Origin of the sequence: Flavobacterium sp. (assembly GCF_034111225.1) — a bacterium.
Classification (GTDB): Bacteria; Bacteroidota; Bacteroidia; order Flavobacteriales; family Flavobacteriaceae; genus Flavobacterium.
In genome coordinates this window covers 24,377-37,959 of record NZ_JAWUXR010000010.1, presented here as the reverse complement: position 1 = coordinate 37,959, position 13,583 = coordinate 24,377, and the positions used below count along the sequence as shown (strand labels likewise).

At 30.7% G+C, this 13,583-nt stretch carries 16 protein-coding genes; 6 read left to right on the top strand and 10 right to left on the bottom strand.

From position 1 onward, the window contains the following. The coding region (locus UXY25_RS05230; RefSeq protein ID WP_320814951.1) for a T9SS type A sorting domain-containing protein at positions 1-1,611 on the top strand (1,611 nt) is incomplete at its 5' end. 51 nt (positions 1,612-1,662) lie between these two features. On the opposite strand, the gene UXY25_RS05225 is transcribed toward UXY25_RS05230, so the two are convergent. The 6 genes from UXY25_RS05225 to UXY25_RS05200 all read right to left on the bottom strand — a co-directional run bounded on the left by UXY25_RS05225 (position 1,663) and on the right by UXY25_RS05200 (position 5,230). After that, a complete protein-coding gene (locus tag UXY25_RS05225; protein ID WP_320814950.1) occupies positions 1,663-2,706 on the bottom strand; it encodes a D-alanine--D-alanine ligase in 1,044 nt (347 codons plus the stop codon). Beyond that, the gene (locus tag UXY25_RS05220; protein ID WP_320814949.1) at positions 2,703-3,377 is read right to left on the bottom strand and encodes a hypothetical protein; all 675 of its coding nucleotides are present in this window, start codon (positions 3,375-3,377) and stop codon (positions 2,703-2,705) included. Before UXY25_RS05220 ends, UXY25_RS05225 begins: the two co-directional genes overlap by 4 nt. Next, the gene (locus tag UXY25_RS05215; RefSeq protein ID WP_320814948.1) at positions 3,365-3,853 is read right to left on the bottom strand and encodes a DinB family protein; all 489 of its coding nucleotides are present in this window, start codon (positions 3,851-3,853) and stop codon (positions 3,365-3,367) included. The genes UXY25_RS05220 and UXY25_RS05215 overlap by 13 nt, the downstream gene beginning before the upstream one ends. Before the next feature lie 4 nt (positions 3,854-3,857). After that, positions 3,858-4,241, bottom strand: coding sequence for a DoxX family protein (locus UXY25_RS05210; RefSeq protein ID WP_320814947.1), 384 nt, complete (start codon positions 4,239-4,241; stop codon positions 3,858-3,860). 4 nt (positions 4,242-4,245) lie between these two features. Then, positions 4,246-4,713, bottom strand: a complete 468-nt coding sequence (gene msrB / locus UXY25_RS05205) for a peptide-methionine (R)-S-oxide reductase MsrB (RefSeq protein WP_320814946.1) — start codon at positions 4,711-4,713, stop codon at positions 4,246-4,248. A gap of 73 nt (positions 4,714-4,786) precedes the next feature. Further along, on the bottom strand, positions 4,787-5,230 hold the full coding sequence (locus UXY25_RS05200) for a DUF4268 domain-containing protein (RefSeq protein ID WP_320814945.1): 444 nt from the start codon (positions 5,228-5,230) through the stop codon (positions 4,787-4,789). A 67-nt stretch (positions 5,231-5,297) separates the two neighbouring features. Here UXY25_RS05200 and UXY25_RS05195 point away from each other — a divergent pair, with 67 nt between their 5' ends. Together UXY25_RS05195 and UXY25_RS05190 are read left to right on the top strand one after the other, a co-directional pair. Next, positions 5,298-5,942, top strand: coding sequence for a CoA pyrophosphatase (locus UXY25_RS05195; RefSeq protein WP_320814944.1), 645 nt, complete (start codon positions 5,298-5,300; stop codon positions 5,940-5,942). A 102-nt stretch (positions 5,943-6,044) separates the two neighbouring features. Beyond that, positions 6,045-6,848, top strand: a complete 804-nt coding sequence (locus UXY25_RS05190; RefSeq protein WP_320814943.1) for a lysophospholipid acyltransferase family protein — start codon at positions 6,045-6,047, stop codon at positions 6,846-6,848. A 28-nt stretch (positions 6,849-6,876) separates the two neighbouring features. On the opposite strand, the gene UXY25_RS05185 is transcribed toward UXY25_RS05190, so the two are convergent. From UXY25_RS05185 to UXY25_RS05175, 3 genes are read right to left on the bottom strand one after another with little or no spacing between them, the layout of a single operon-like run. After that, positions 6,877-7,734, bottom strand: coding sequence for a TraB/GumN family protein (locus tag UXY25_RS05185; protein WP_320814942.1), 858 nt, complete (start codon positions 7,732-7,734; stop codon positions 6,877-6,879). Positions 7,735-7,738: 4 nt separating this feature from the next. Beyond that, on the bottom strand, positions 7,739-8,380 hold the full coding sequence (locus UXY25_RS05180; protein ID WP_414601367.1) for a hypothetical protein: 642 nt from the start codon (positions 8,378-8,380) through the stop codon (positions 7,739-7,741). 5 nt (positions 8,381-8,385) lie between these two features. Beyond that, positions 8,386-8,880, bottom strand: a complete 495-nt coding sequence (locus UXY25_RS05175; RefSeq protein ID WP_320814940.1) for a sigma-70 family RNA polymerase sigma factor — start codon at positions 8,878-8,880, stop codon at positions 8,386-8,388. Between the two features lie 200 nt (positions 8,881-9,080). Between UXY25_RS05175 and UXY25_RS05170 the strand changes: the two genes are divergently transcribed. Together UXY25_RS05170 and UXY25_RS05165 are read left to right on the top strand one after the other, a co-directional pair. Further along, on the top strand, positions 9,081-10,385 hold the full coding sequence (locus UXY25_RS05170) for an NAD(P)/FAD-dependent oxidoreductase (RefSeq protein WP_320814939.1): 1,305 nt from the start codon (positions 9,081-9,083) through the stop codon (positions 10,383-10,385). 69 nt (positions 10,386-10,454) lie between these two features. Further along, positions 10,455-10,847 carry a hypothetical protein gene (locus UXY25_RS05165; protein ID WP_320814938.1) on the top strand — a complete coding sequence of 131 codons (393 nt, stop codon included), beginning with the start codon at positions 10,455-10,457 and terminating at the stop codon, positions 10,845-10,847. A gap of 47 nt (positions 10,848-10,894) precedes the next feature. Here the strand turns inward: UXY25_RS05165 and UXY25_RS05160 are convergent, their stop codons facing one another. Continuing rightward, complete coding sequence (locus tag UXY25_RS05160) at positions 10,895-11,962, bottom strand: DUF3810 domain-containing protein (RefSeq protein ID WP_320814937.1); 1,068 nt, start codon at positions 11,960-11,962, stop codon at positions 10,895-10,897. A gap of 93 nt (positions 11,963-12,055) precedes the next feature. On the opposite strand from UXY25_RS05160, the gene UXY25_RS05155 reads away from it, so the two are divergent. Next, on the top strand, positions 12,056-13,522 hold the full coding sequence (locus UXY25_RS05155) for an aminoacyl-histidine dipeptidase (RefSeq protein WP_320814936.1): 1,467 nt from the start codon (positions 12,056-12,058) through the stop codon (positions 13,520-13,522). Positions 13,523-13,583: the final 61 nt, after the last annotated feature.

The following is a 13,583-nucleotide window of genomic DNA, read 5'->3' as shown; positions in this document are numbered from 1 at the left end:
GCTGGAGTTGCTGGTGATATCGTTACCGATGGATGTACTCAATATATAGATTATACCTTTAACATTACAGATGATTGTGAAAATGCAGCTGATGCTGTAGTAATTCGAGTGAGTCGTCATTACGATGAAACAAAACCAATTATTGCAGATCGAGATGATGTAGTATTAGAAGGCTGTAATGCAGAATGGCCAGCAGGCTTAAATGCAGATTGGACAGACAATTGTGGTATTAACGAACAAACTTCAGGCGAAGTTGCTGGAGTTGCTGGTGATATCGTTACCGATGGTTGTACGCAATATATAGATTATACCTTTAACATTACAGATGATTGTGAAAATGCAGCTGATGCTGTAGTAATTCGAGTGAGTCGTCATTACGATGAAACAAAACCAACATTCGAATGTCCTTCTAATATTGAAGTATTGGAATGTGAAGGATTACCAATAATTGTTTTACCTGAAGTATTTGACAATTGTGATGAGGATATTGAAATTGTTGCTGTTAGATCAGACGGATTGGCTTTAAATGATCCTTACCCAGTGGGAGAATTAATTACAATTAAATTAAATGCTTCGGATTTTTGTAATAATGCCGCTAATGAATGTGAGTTTACTGTATTAGTTAATTCATGTGACGCACCTCATTGTACTTATACGCAAGGTTTTTATGGAAATTATGGCGGTTTAGGTTGTACTCCTAATTATGGTACTGTAAACTCTCATGTAATGATGATTAATGCTTTAACACAAGTTGGAGGTAGTTATAATTTTGGTAGTTTAAATACAGGAAATTATTTCTTATTAAAACTATCAGATGTTACTGGAGCAAACATTCCTGTAAAAAATAATATTTTCACAATGCTTCCTGGTGGAGGAACACCTAGAGCATTAGTTGGGTTTGCTACATATGATATTTTTGCAACTTGGTCAGATAATGATCCTTTATATAATAAAGGAACTAATATTGGTAGAATAAATAATAATTTATTAAGTCAAACAATGACTTTGTTCTTTAATCTTCAAATGGATGGTTCTTTAAGTTCAGTAGTATTAGAACCGCAATTTGCCACAGCTAAAGCTGTATCTTGTGGCTCTGATACACCTGACATGAATACTGTTCAAATATTTAAGATTCCTTCAAATGTTATTTATTATTTAAATAATAATGGAGGTGCGACCGTAAGTTCTTTATTTGCTCTTGCAAACAGAGCTCTTGGAGGTGAAAATATTGGAGGTCTTTCAGCTTCTAACGTTAATTCTGCAGTTGATGCTATTAATAGAGGGTATGATCAATGTAGAATTAAAGTTGTAATTCCTGAAAAAGAAGATTCTGGAAGCAGTTTATTAAGCGCAAACTTTACTGTTTATCCGGTTCCTTTTAATGGTGATTTTACAATTCGATATGAATTTGATTATCAATCACCAGCAGACATACAAGTGTTTGATGCTAAAGGATCTTTATTGATGAATGAACATGATGAAAATGCATACTTTAACAAAGAAGTTAATTTTAAAGTTCCATTTAACCATGTAAAAGGAGAATTATATTATGTAAAAGTTATCACTAGAAAAGGTGTAACAGTTAAAAAAATAATCTCAACTAATCGTTAATTATTTAATTTAAATAAAAAAAGAGCAATACTATATTGCTCTTTTTTTTATTTAAAATTTTAAAATGGTGTTGTAATATTCATTATGTTTCTTAAATTCTTTTACGCCTTGTTTGAAGGTAAGATAGGGAACACCTTTTTGTTTGTTTTGTTTGCTTATAAGGTACAAATAATGAAAGTGTTTGGTAAGTTCTTTCCAGCCGTGAAGTAAGCTGTGGTTTGGATCGTAGATGTGTGTTGGTTCGCTTATTGCTCCATTAATTTCTACAATTTGAAAGTTGATTCCGTTTTCTAATTCATCGTATGAACTGAACATAATGTCCATTCTTCCGTAATTGAAACCTTCTATTTGGTTGCAAATTGTGTTGAAGGTATCGGTTAGTTTTGGAGTAATTAGATTGCTTGCATCGATAAATTTTGTTCCGCGGCAATGATTACCGTATGGAACTAGGTTTATGGTTTCGTTTAATCCTAAAACAGTATCTAGTTTTTCTTTGTACTCTTCTTCTAGTGTTTTGAGTTGAAATTGGTAACGTGGATCTTTTTCTAATAGTTCTTTAATGGTGTTTTTTCCGTTTCCTGTTAGTATTAGAAATTCTTTTGCAACGATTCCTGTAATTTTACCTTTTTCTTCATTTGGTAATTTAATATAAAATAGTCCGATTTCGTTTTGATACGGAATTAAATTTTGGACTAGAAAGTCAAAATTAGCTTTATTTGCATATTTTGAAAGTTCATCAATAGTATCAATTTTTTTTACTGCTGTTCCTCTGAGCCCAACATTTGGTTTACAAATTAAGGGATATGTAATTTGATGGCTTTTTATTAATTGTTCAATTGCATCTATTGATGTTTTGTTTTCAATTAATAGTGTGGTAGGATAATATTTTTGTGGAATAAGGTCGTAGATTTCTTTTTTAGATTCCATGAAAAAACCGCCATTTCTAATGGTTGGATTTGATGCATTAAAGTAAAAAAATGATTTTGTACATGCTACGTAATAGATGTATTGAAAATATATGGGAATATAAACGACTTGATACGGCCAGTATTCCCAATGTGTAACTTTGTGTAGAAATAATTTTATTTTTTTCATATTTCTAACAAGTCTATATAATTTAAAGATATAGTTTTATTTATAACACATTGTGTAATACTTACGGTTTTAAGCATGTTATTTCGGTTAATTTGCAATCCGTAATTTGTGTTTTCGTTTTCCGTAAATTGGTGAAAATGTAATAAGTCTTTTGCCGTTATATTTTTGGTTTTTTCAAGAAATTCTTCAAACCATTTAGCTCTTTCTGTTCGTATTTCTTTAGTATATAAAGTTGATGAAGACCAAATGTGTGAATCTGAACTGTCTAATTCTATTGTTGATTTTTCAATTTCGTTCCACTGTAATTGAAATAGATTTTTGCCATCAAAATATACAATTGTAAAAGATTCAATGTCGTTTAAATCGATTGTATTCCACTCTGAAAAAGGATTTTCAGCACTTATTAAATCTAAAACAATGATTCCTCTACTTTTCCTGTAATTTCCTTTTGAAATGTGTCTTTCTTGAGCACCATTAAGTAAAACAATAATGTTTTTATCATCATGGGCAAACCAAGTTCCTCCGGCTTGTGGATCTTTTGGGAATGTTATTTCTTTATTTTTAATTAATACTTTTTGAGGAGAAATAGCCTTGCTACGAGTGGTTTTTTCATCTCGATTAGAAGTAATGCAAATTCCATCATTTGTTGGAACGAAACTTACTGTACACATTGTGTTCTATATTCAATTGTTGATTTTGCAACACCAAATTCAGAACAAAGTTGGATGTTTTTATTTTTCAAAACCGCTACTTTTATTAAAGCTTGATGGTGAATACTATGCTCTAAATTATACAGTAATTCTCTATAATAGTTAGTTTGGACTTGAAATGTAACTATATCAACTCCTTGTTCTAATGTCATTTGAATATTTTCTAATTCAATATTTTCTAAGATGGCACTAATTGCATTTAACGCAACATTTTTGTTGGTTTGAATAGCAATATTACGCTCTCTTTTATCATAATTAACAATGCCTGTGATATGGCTTTTCAATAGAGATTGATACATTTCAATAATATGCCTTGTATGTTCTCCAATTGTAGCATTGCTTAATTCAGCGTGACAATAAGTATACTCTTTATCATTTAATTGATTTAAGAGTTTTGAGATTTGAATAAAATTTGCTTTAATTGCAGCGATTAGCATATTGTTAATTTGGTTTTTTAAATGTACTAAATTTATTTCTTTCTTCAAAAAGAACAAATACACAACAAACAAATGTAACTAGGGCTAAAGTAAATAATGCTCCACCATCATTATTAAAGTTTATTCCAATAATAAATAAATGGGATAAAATAGCACTTATCATAGTTCCAATACCTAAAATGGCCCCATAGAAACTTTTACTTGGAATTAATAATAATATCGCAGCTAATAATTCAATAACTCCTGAACCAATTCTTCCGTAAGGTTCTACTCCAAGTTTAGTAAATAATGCTATACTCTCTGGGGCAGCAGTGAATTTAAAAAATAAAGTTTGCAACATTATTACTGCAGGAACAATTCTAATTAACCAGTAATATACTTTTTTCATGATGTTACTTTTTAGGAATGAATTTTATAGAAACAGAATTAGTGCAAAAGCGCTGACCTGTAGTTTCTTTTGGTCCATCATCAAAAATATGACCTAAATGTCCGTTGCAATTTGCGCAAACAACTTCGGTTCTTACCATTCCATAGCTCATGTCTTTATTGTATTTTACACTTCCCTCAATAGCTTTGTCGAATGAAGGCCAACCACAATCTGATTCAAATTTTGTATTTGATTCAAATAGTTGTGCTTCACATGCTGCACATACATATGTCCCTTTTTCAAAATGATCCCAGTATTCGCCAGTATAGGCTCTTTCTGTTCCTTTTTTTCTTAAAACTTCATATTCTACTTCACTAAGTTGTGCTTTCCATTCAGCATCTGTTTTGTTTACTTTTGGTTCCATAGTTTCTTTCGTTTGCGATTGACATGATTGAATTGTGATGGCAAATAATAATAAAATAATCTTTTTCATAGCTTTTTATTTTATAGTTCAAAATTAGTTTTAATATAAGAAATAAAATGTTAGCTGAATTACAAATAGTGATTTAAGTATTAATTTCTAAATCTTTGATGTATTCTTCATGCTCAAAGAAGAAGTATTCAAAAGCTTCCATTTTTTCAGAAAAGAATTCAAATATTTCTGGCCAATGTTCTTTATTATTCATGCTTAAACCTGTTTTTTCAACCCAAACTCTACTGATCACTTTCCCAGTGCTTAAGTGAAACTCTCTTTCAAAAATTGCATCTGGCAAATGATTTTCAAGTAATAAATCTTTTAACGATTCTACTTTCTCATAATATACTATACGATTTTTATCGTTCTTTGGTTCTATATCTAATAAAACTTGTGCTTTTTTATTGTCAACATAAAACTTAAATGTAACATCTTTAATTTTTGTGTTGTATAATATCCATTTTCTAGAGTTTGAAGCTGCAAATGCTGTCCAAAACTCTTTCTTTAATCTTTGTGCTTCTTCTTTACTAAACATTTTTGTATTTGTTTATTGATATGTTAAAAAATAGACTTAACTTAGAATCTGTAAATTTTTTAACCAGATGTTATTTCTCGATTTTGTAAAATATATTCCAAAAATAGAAAAAGAAAAATTGCTAGCAGCAGATGCTCATGCAAAAATGGCTCCATTGGAACGAATTTCTTTTTTAAAGGAAACGAATTATGAAGACAAAAAGCCAAGAAAAGCGGCTGTTTTAATGCTGTTTTACCCTAAAAATAAGGAAACACATTTAGCTTTAATTGTTAGAAATACATATCCAGGTGTTCATTCTTCTCAAATTGGTTTTCCTGGTGGAAAAGTAGAATTAGAAGATAAAGACTTATCTGAAACAGCATTAAGAGAAACACATGAAGAAGTTGGAATTCATCCAAACAAAATTGAAGTCATAAAGCCATTTAGTACCATTTATATTCCACCAAGTAACTATTTAGTGTCGCCTTTTATGGGAATTTCTCATCAAGAACTTCAATTTGTTCCTGATTTAGATGAAGTTAAAAGGGTTTTAGAATTCCCGTTTTCTGCATTTATAGATGATAAAACCATTACTAAAGTTAAAATGACAACCTCTTATGCTACTGATATTGAGGTGCCTGCATTTATGGTTGACAAATATGTTGTTTGGGGAGCAACTGCAATGATGATGAGCGAATTGAAAGAAGCTATTGTAAATGTACTTAAATCGTAATTTTAGTTTTTTAAATTTTTGATTTTTTCACACTTAATTAGGTAAAAAAGCTACTGATTTGCTACATTTGTAGCCTTGCTTTATAATAAAAAACGAAAAATTATGGGATTATTTAAGAGAAATCCTTTTGGTCATATATTATTTTTAAAAAAATGGTTAATACGTGTTGCAGCTCTATTAACTCATAAAAGATATCGTGGATTTAACAGTTTACAAATTGAAGGTTCTGAAATCATAAGAAATCTTCCTGATACTAATGTTTTATTTATTTCAAATCACCAGACGTATTTTGCTGATGTTGTTGCTATGTTTCATGTTTTAAACGCAAGTTTAAAAGGAAGAGAAAATAACATTAAGAATGTCGGTTATCTTTGGAATCCAAAAATGAATATGTATTATGTTGCTGCTAAAGAAACTATGACTTCTGGTTTGCTTCCTAAAATTTTAGCCTACGCTGGAGCAATTTCTGTGGAAAGAACTTGGAGAGCAGAAGGTAAAGACGTAAAAAGAGGAGTGAACCCAAATGATACTGAAAACATTAAAGTTGCGCTAGAAGACGGTTGGGTGATTACTTTTCCACAAGGTACTACAAGATCTTTTAAACCTGTAAGAAAAGGTACTGCGCATATCATTATGCAACATAAACCTATTGTTGTGCCCATTGTTATTGATGGTTTTAGACGTTCATTTGATAGAAAAGGGCTATTAATAAAGAAAAAAGGAATCTTACAATCTTTTATAATTAAAGAACCTTTAGTTTTTGATTATGAAAAAGATTCAATTGAAGATATTGTTGAGAAAATTGAATATGCTATAGAACAACACTCTTCATTTTTAAAAGTTATTCCTGTTGAAGATTTAGAAGAACAGGCAAAACTTGACGAAGAGAGAAAATGGAAATATTAATAAAAAATCCCGCTTTTAGCGGGATTTTTTATTTTACTGCTTCAACAGTATATCCTTTTTTTCGAAGTAGTTTAATAACACCATTCTCTCCAGCTAAATGTCCAGCACCAACTCCATAGAAAGTAGGTTGTTCTTTTGAAACTTTTTCAATAACTGGAATCCAATTGGCATTTCTATCATTTAATAAAATATCATTAAAATCAGTTGAAATCTTGTTTTCTGACTCGTCCATTAAATCTATCATTCCCTCAATATCCTTATCTTCATAAACAGCGACCATTTTTTTAAATTCCGCTTTGTCTTTGACCATGTTGTCTTTTGCTGTTTTAATCAATTCTTCTACTTGAACTTTATATGGAATTTTATCAAAAACAGTTAATTGATCTGTAATTGTTTCTAAACCATACACTTCTTCTTTTTGTGCTTTAGAAATTTTCATCAATTCCATTTCAATAGATTGCATTGGACATTCTAAAAGTTTTGGAATAAACATAGAACTAATCATAAAGGGCTTGAACTTATCAACCATTTTGACAGAAATACTCACGTTTTCTTTTAAAAAGGTATCAACAATAATAGCATCTTCTTCTGTCATTAAAGATGAAATTGTTATACCGTCTTTCATCATCATTCCTTCCATCATGGTTGCTTGCAAACTTGGGTCATCCATATCAATTTCAAGATACAACTGAGAAGTTTCGTCTAAGGCTTTTGTAATATTATCATCAAAATGTATTTCACAAACTGCATGCATAGTTCCAAAAAGATAAGAAGGCTTTTCTAATCCGTTTCCAGAAATTTTCCAAAGTAAACTTTTTTCTAAACTTTGTGCATTGACTACAAAACCAATTACAAGCGAGACTAAAACAAAAATTATTCGTACCATAATATTATAAATCTATTTTCTTTAATTCTTTATAATTGTTGTTTAATCGCTTCATTAATATTCCATAAATCAGTTTGTAAAATAACCATATAAAGCCTATAACAGCAACTATAACAATAATGTAAAAGAAAGTAACCATTAAATAAAATAAGTTAGAATCCATTGAGCTGCTTACATTCTTAAATACTTTTTCAATATTAGGGTCATATTTCAACTGAAAAACAACCACAAGTACCATTGATAAGAAAGTCATTATTAAGTTATACCAAACATAATGCTGTACTGTTTTTCTGGTTTTTAAAATAGTGTGCATTAATTGCTTAACAGTATCAGTGGTATTAATTGTCTTGTAGTTTTTATAAAACAAGTAAATAAAGAAAAGAATAACACCATAGTTAAGAGTTGTAATAATAGGCATTACTTCCCTTAAATGGTATTGTTCTAATGTTTTTAAATAATTTTCATCAGCTGTAAAAAAGCCTAATACACTCCAAAAAGCAATTTCAAGAATACTAATAACCAAAATCCATTTTACAATAGAAGATGATTTTTTATGCAGCATTCCATAAATTTCTTTTTCCGTGATTTGGTTGAAAGAACTTTCGCTCTTCTTCCAATCTTTTTTTAATATATCTAATTCATCCATCATCATTACGGATTTAATATTTTTTTTAATTTACCCTTCAATCTGTTCATCTTTACTCTTGCATTCACTTCGGTAATACCTAATGTTTCAGAAATTTCTCTATAATCTTTTTCTTCTAAGTATAAAAAAACCAATGCTTTTTCAATATCATTTAACTCCCCAATAGCACTGTATAAAAGCTTAATTTGCTCTTCTTCTTCAAAATTGTAATCCTCTTGTTTTACTTTATGAAAAGTATTGTCAAATTCAATCGTGTTAATTGTTTTTTTCTTTTTCCTATAAAGGGTAATTGCAGTGTTTAATCCAACTCGATACGCCCAAGTGGTAAATTTAGAATCACCTCTAAAATTTGGATACGCTTTCCATAACTGAATAGTTATTTCCTGAAACAAGTCGTTATGAGAATCTTGGTCATGCGTATACAGTCTACAAATCTTGTGGACAATATTTTGGTTTTCCTGTAAAAGTTTCACAAATTGTTCTTCCGAAGCTTCACTCATATTCTATAAGTAGTTAAACACTTTAAGTTGTTACAATAATACTGATTATTTTTAGAAGCTATTTCCAGCTGTCCGTTATATCTGTCATTTCCATCTGGGCTATGAAATTGAAGGTTAAATCAAATAATAAATTCAGTTCACAAACAATTTCTATCGAAACAATCTTTGTATATTTGTAGTACATTTATTAAAAATTACAAATGAATATCCCTCGTTCAAGTTTTTCAAGAATAGTTATTATAGGTGGTGGTTTTGCCGGTATTGCATTAGCAAAGAAATTAAGAAATAAAAAGGTGCAAGTGGTTTTGTTAGACAAACACAACTATCATAATTTCCAACCTTTGTTATATCAAGTGGCTACTGGGGGTTTAGAACCCGATTCTATTGCTTATCCTATTCGAAAAGTAGTACAGGAATTTGAAAATTTTTACTTTCGATTAGCCGAAGTTCGTGAAATTGACACCAAAAACTGTAAAGTAATTGCAGATATTGGCGAAATAAAATACGATTATTTGGTTATGGCAACTGGTTCTAAAACGAATTTCTTTGGTAATAAAGAAATGGAACGCAATTGCATGGCTATGAAAACTATTCCGCAATCGTTAAACATTCGTAGTCTTATTTTAGAAAATTTCGAACAAGCTTTATTAACTAACGATATTGATGAACGTCATAGTTTAATGAATTTTGTATTAGTAGGTGGAGGGCCAACAGGAGTGGAGCTTGCTGGTGCTTTGGCCGAAATGAAAAAAGCCATTCTTCCCAAGGATTATCCTGATTTGGATGTTCGTAAAATGGAAATCAACCTGATTCAAAGCGGTGATAGAATTTTAAATACCATGAGCGAACACGCTTCTGAAAAAGCGGAAGAGTTTTTGCTAAAATTAGGTGTAAGTGTTTGGAAAAATGTTAGAGTAACTGGTTACGATACCAGAATTGTGACAACAAATTCTGATTTGTCTTTTGATAGTGCAACTGTTATTTGGACAGCTGGAGTACAAGGCGCTTTAGTAGGCGGTTTAAGTGCAGATAGTTTAGTAGAAAGAGCAGAACGTATAAAAGTGAACCAATTTAATCAAGTTATTGGTTACGAGAATATTTTTGCCATTGGCGATATTGCTTCCATGATTTCAGATGAATATCCGCAAGGGCATCCTATGATGGCGCAACCAGCAATGCAGCAAGGTCGACATGTAGCTGGAAATCTAATTAATCTAATTAATAAAAAAGAAATGAAACCTTTTATTTATAAAGACAAAGGTTCCATGGCAACTATTGGAAGAAACAAAGCGGTTGTAGATTTAAAAAACTACAAATTCAGCGGTGTTTTTGCTTGGTTTGTGTGGATGTTCGTGCACTTGTTTTCCTTAATTGGTTTCAAAAATAAAGCGGTTGTGTTCTTAAATTGGGTGTATAATTACATACGTTTCGATAGAGAAGCACGTTTAATTATTCGTCCGTTTAAAAAGAAACAATTGACTAGTTTTACGAGTGATGAGATTTAGGAAAAAGTAATTAGTGATTTGTGAAGAGTAATTAGTAAAAAAGAAGAAGTTTTAAAGTATTTAAAGCGAATGAAATTATATTGTTATTTATTGTTTAGGTTTTATTGGTTTTATTGGTTTTTTAGAGATGTTTGTGGAGAAGGGCATAAAATGGCTAGAATTTCATCAGGTTTAGTTGGTTCGTTAATTTGTTTTTTCCACATCATAATATTTCAATTGGTTTATGCTTTAATAATTAATAAAGCTGTCCATTTTTTAGCTGTTAAGCTACAAGTTGTCATCATTCTTGCAGTTTTGTTCTTTTTAAATTATTTTTTTCTTTTGAAAAACAATAAGTTTAAAAGGTATAATTTTAAAAAGTCAAAAGAAGGAGGAATAATGATAATTATCTATATTTTAGTTATGATTGCTACTTTCATTTATTTAGCAAACATTAACAGAGATAAAATTTTTAATGTATAGTTTTTTTAAGTTGAAAATAATTTAAAACGTATTTTTTTACTGCCAATTTATTTCTGCTCACTGACCACTTTCTCATACCCAATCATCAACCCCACAAACTTACTGTAGCTTTCTAAACCGTCTTGTTGTTGGTTCGCTTTTAAGAAACTATCATAGAAAATTTCAAAAGCAGTATCAATAGGCGTGTGGTACTTTTGCCAAAACTGCTCGTTTTCGTCAAAGTTTTTCAAAACACCTTTGCTTATAGTTGCAAGAAATTTTTCTGAATTTCCTTCTTGTATTTTTTCTAGGTTATGTAAACAATAACGCGTTATAAAACTATAGGCAGCATATTTAAAATAAATATCTTCATTTTTTGTAGCCGCAATAAAACCTATAAAATTACATTCGCTTTCGCTGCCAATCCCTGTTTGGTGTGCCATTTCGTGCGTAGTAGTTAAAGGGGAGTTGTATTTTGGTTTTAAAATATTAACCTGCGCTTCATTGGTAAACGGATTCAAATAACCACCAAAACCCATATAGCTTAAAGGATAACTAAACAATGAAGCTTTTGTACTTTTGTAATGGTATTGAAAATCATTTAACGCATCTGGTAAGTTTTTGTAACCATTTTGAGCCAACTCAAATATTTCGGTATTTGAATAAGGCACAACAACTTCAACGGAATCATTTTTGGTAATTTCAACCTGAATTGCATTTGTTTTAGCAATCATTTTTTTGGTAAATGCTTCTAGTTCGGCTAAAGTATATTCTTTATTGATGTTTAGTTTTTCGTGAAGTGGAACTCTATAATAATTCATTCCCCATAAAAGATGAAAAAAGAAATAGAAGATCGAAAACCAACTCAAAACAGTTAATCCGTTTGTTTTCCAATTTTTCCAAAATCCTTTTTGATGGTTCCAAATCCATCGTAGCAATAGAAAAATTAAAATATAATAAATCACATCGCCAATTGAAAATGGAATGCTTCCAAAAACATTTCGAGAAACAAAATAAATTTTAGGATACAAGCCTTTGCTGTACCAGTTTTCCACAAACTCAGGAAAAAAGGCCAAGGTTTTAACCAAGATAATTTGGACAACTAATAAAAGAGGTAATACGTATTTTCTTTTCAAAGTAGAATTTTATAGTGTAAATATAATGAGTTTTTCAATTCTATGGAAAATATACTTTGTAACTTTGTGACTTTGAATTTTTAAACTAAAATTATGAGCCAAGAAGTAAGAAACCTTGAACCAAAAGAACTTTGGAACAAATTCGCCGATTTAAATGCTGTACCACGTCCATCTAAAAAAGAAGAGCGTGTAATTGCTTTCATGATGGATTTCGGAAAGAAGTTAGGATTCGAAGTTGTAAAAGATCACGTAGGAAATGTAATTATAAAAAAACCGGCTTCTGCTGGAATGGAAAATAGAAAAACCATTGTAATGCAATCGCATTTAGATATGGTTCATCAAAAAAATAACGATACTGTTTTTGATTTCGATACACAAGGAATTGAAATGTATGTAGATGGAGACTGGGTTCGTGCAAACGGAACAACTCTTGGTGCTGATAACGGTTTAGGAGTGGCTACTATTATGGCAATTTTAGAAAGTACAACAATCAAGCATCCTGCAATAGAAGCTTTATTCACAATAGATGAAGAAACGGGAATGACTGGCGCAATGGGCTTACAAGGTGGAATGTTAGACGGAGAAATCCTTTTAAACTTAGACACTGAAGAAGACGATGAAATTGACATAGGATGTGCTGGTGGAATTGATGTTACTGCAACTGCAGAATATGATGAAGAAGATGTTACAGAAATTGCTGTTGGTTATACTATTACTGTAAAAGGATTAAGCGGTGGACATTCGGGAATAGAGATTCATAAAGGTTTAGGGAATGCAAATAAAATCATGAACCGTTTATTATTTGACGGTTATGATGATTTCGGCCTTCAAATTGCTTCTATAAAAGGAGGAAGTTTGCGTAATGCTATTCCAAGAGAAAGTGTTGCTCAAGTTATTATTGCTAATGTTTACGATGATGCTTTTGTATTTGATATGCAAGAAATCATCAACGAAATAAAAGTAGAGTTTAAAACAACAGATCCAAATTTAGATATTGTTATTGAGAAATCAGAAACTACTGCTACGAAAGTAATGCCACCTATGGCGCAATACTTTTTAGTAAGAGCTTTATATGCGGCACATAATGGTGTGTATAGAATGAGTGCTGATTTTGATAACTTAGTAGAAACTTCAAACAACATTGCAATGGTAACTGTTGGCGAAGGAAAATTAAGCGTAAAATGTTTAACACGTTCTTCAGTAGAAACTGCGAAATTTGATTTAGCAAACGCTTTACGTTCTGCATTTGAATTAATGGGGTGCGAAGTAGAGTTTTCTGGAAGTTACCCAGGTTGGACACCAAATGCTAATTCTGAAATATTAGACGTTTTAAGTTCAATTTACGAAAAACAAAACGGAAGTAAAGCTGCTGTTGTAGCTTGTCACGCTGGTTTAGAATGTGGAATATTAGGAACTAATTATCCTGAAATGGATATGATTTCTTTTGGACCAACAATCAAAGGAGCACATAGCCCAGACGAAAGAGCAAGTATTTCTTCTGCTCAAAAATATTGGAAACTTGTATTAGAAGTTTTGGAGAATATTCCAATGAAAAACTAAGCACATAATTTTATAAAAAAAACCTCGTTTGTAATGAACGAGGTTTTTTTTTGTTTAATGA

Bases quoted from the DNA above. Each gene is read 5' to 3' on its own strand.
- UXY25_RS05225 (WP_320814950.1), bottom strand. From the start codon at position 2,706: ATGAAAAAAATAAAATTATTTCTACACAAAGTTACACATTGGGAATAC.
- UXY25_RS05220 (WP_320814949.1), bottom strand. From the start codon at position 3,377: ATGTGTACAGTAAGTTTCGTTCCAACAAATGATGGAATTTGCATTACT.
- UXY25_RS05215 (WP_320814948.1), bottom strand. From the start codon at position 3,853: ATGCTAATCGCTGCAATTAAAGCAAATTTTATTCAAATCTCAAAACTC.
- UXY25_RS05210 (WP_320814947.1), bottom strand. From the start codon at position 4,241: ATGAAAAAAGTATATTACTGGTTAATTAGAATTGTTCCTGCAGTAATA.
- msrB (WP_320814946.1), bottom strand. From the start codon at position 4,713: ATGAAAAAGATTATTTTATTATTATTTGCCATCACAATTCAATCATGT.
- UXY25_RS05200 (WP_320814945.1), bottom strand. From the start codon at position 5,230: ATGTTTAGTAAAGAAGAAGCACAAAGATTAAAGAAAGAGTTTTGGACA.
- UXY25_RS05195 (WP_320814944.1), top strand. From the start codon at position 5,298: ATGTTATTTCTCGATTTTGTAAAATATATTCCAAAAATAGAAAAAGAA.
- UXY25_RS05190 (WP_320814943.1), top strand. From the start codon at position 6,045: ATGGGATTATTTAAGAGAAATCCTTTTGGTCATATATTATTTTTAAAA.
- UXY25_RS05185 (WP_320814942.1), bottom strand. From the start codon at position 7,734: ATGGTACGAATAATTTTTGTTTTAGTCTCGCTTGTAATTGGTTTTGTA.
- UXY25_RS05180 (WP_414601367.1), bottom strand. From the start codon at position 8,380: ATGGATGAATTAGATATATTAAAAAAAGATTGGAAGAAGAGCGAAAGT.
- UXY25_RS05175 (WP_320814940.1), bottom strand. From the start codon at position 8,880: ATGAGTGAAGCTTCGGAAGAACAATTTGTGAAACTTTTACAGGAAAAC.
- UXY25_RS05170 (WP_320814939.1), top strand. From the start codon at position 9,081: ATGAATATCCCTCGTTCAAGTTTTTCAAGAATAGTTATTATAGGTGGT.
- UXY25_RS05165 (WP_320814938.1), top strand. From the start codon at position 10,455: ATGAAATTATATTGTTATTTATTGTTTAGGTTTTATTGGTTTTATTGG.
- UXY25_RS05155 (WP_320814936.1), top strand. From the start codon at position 12,056: ATGAGCCAAGAAGTAAGAAACCTTGAACCAAAAGAACTTTGGAACAAA.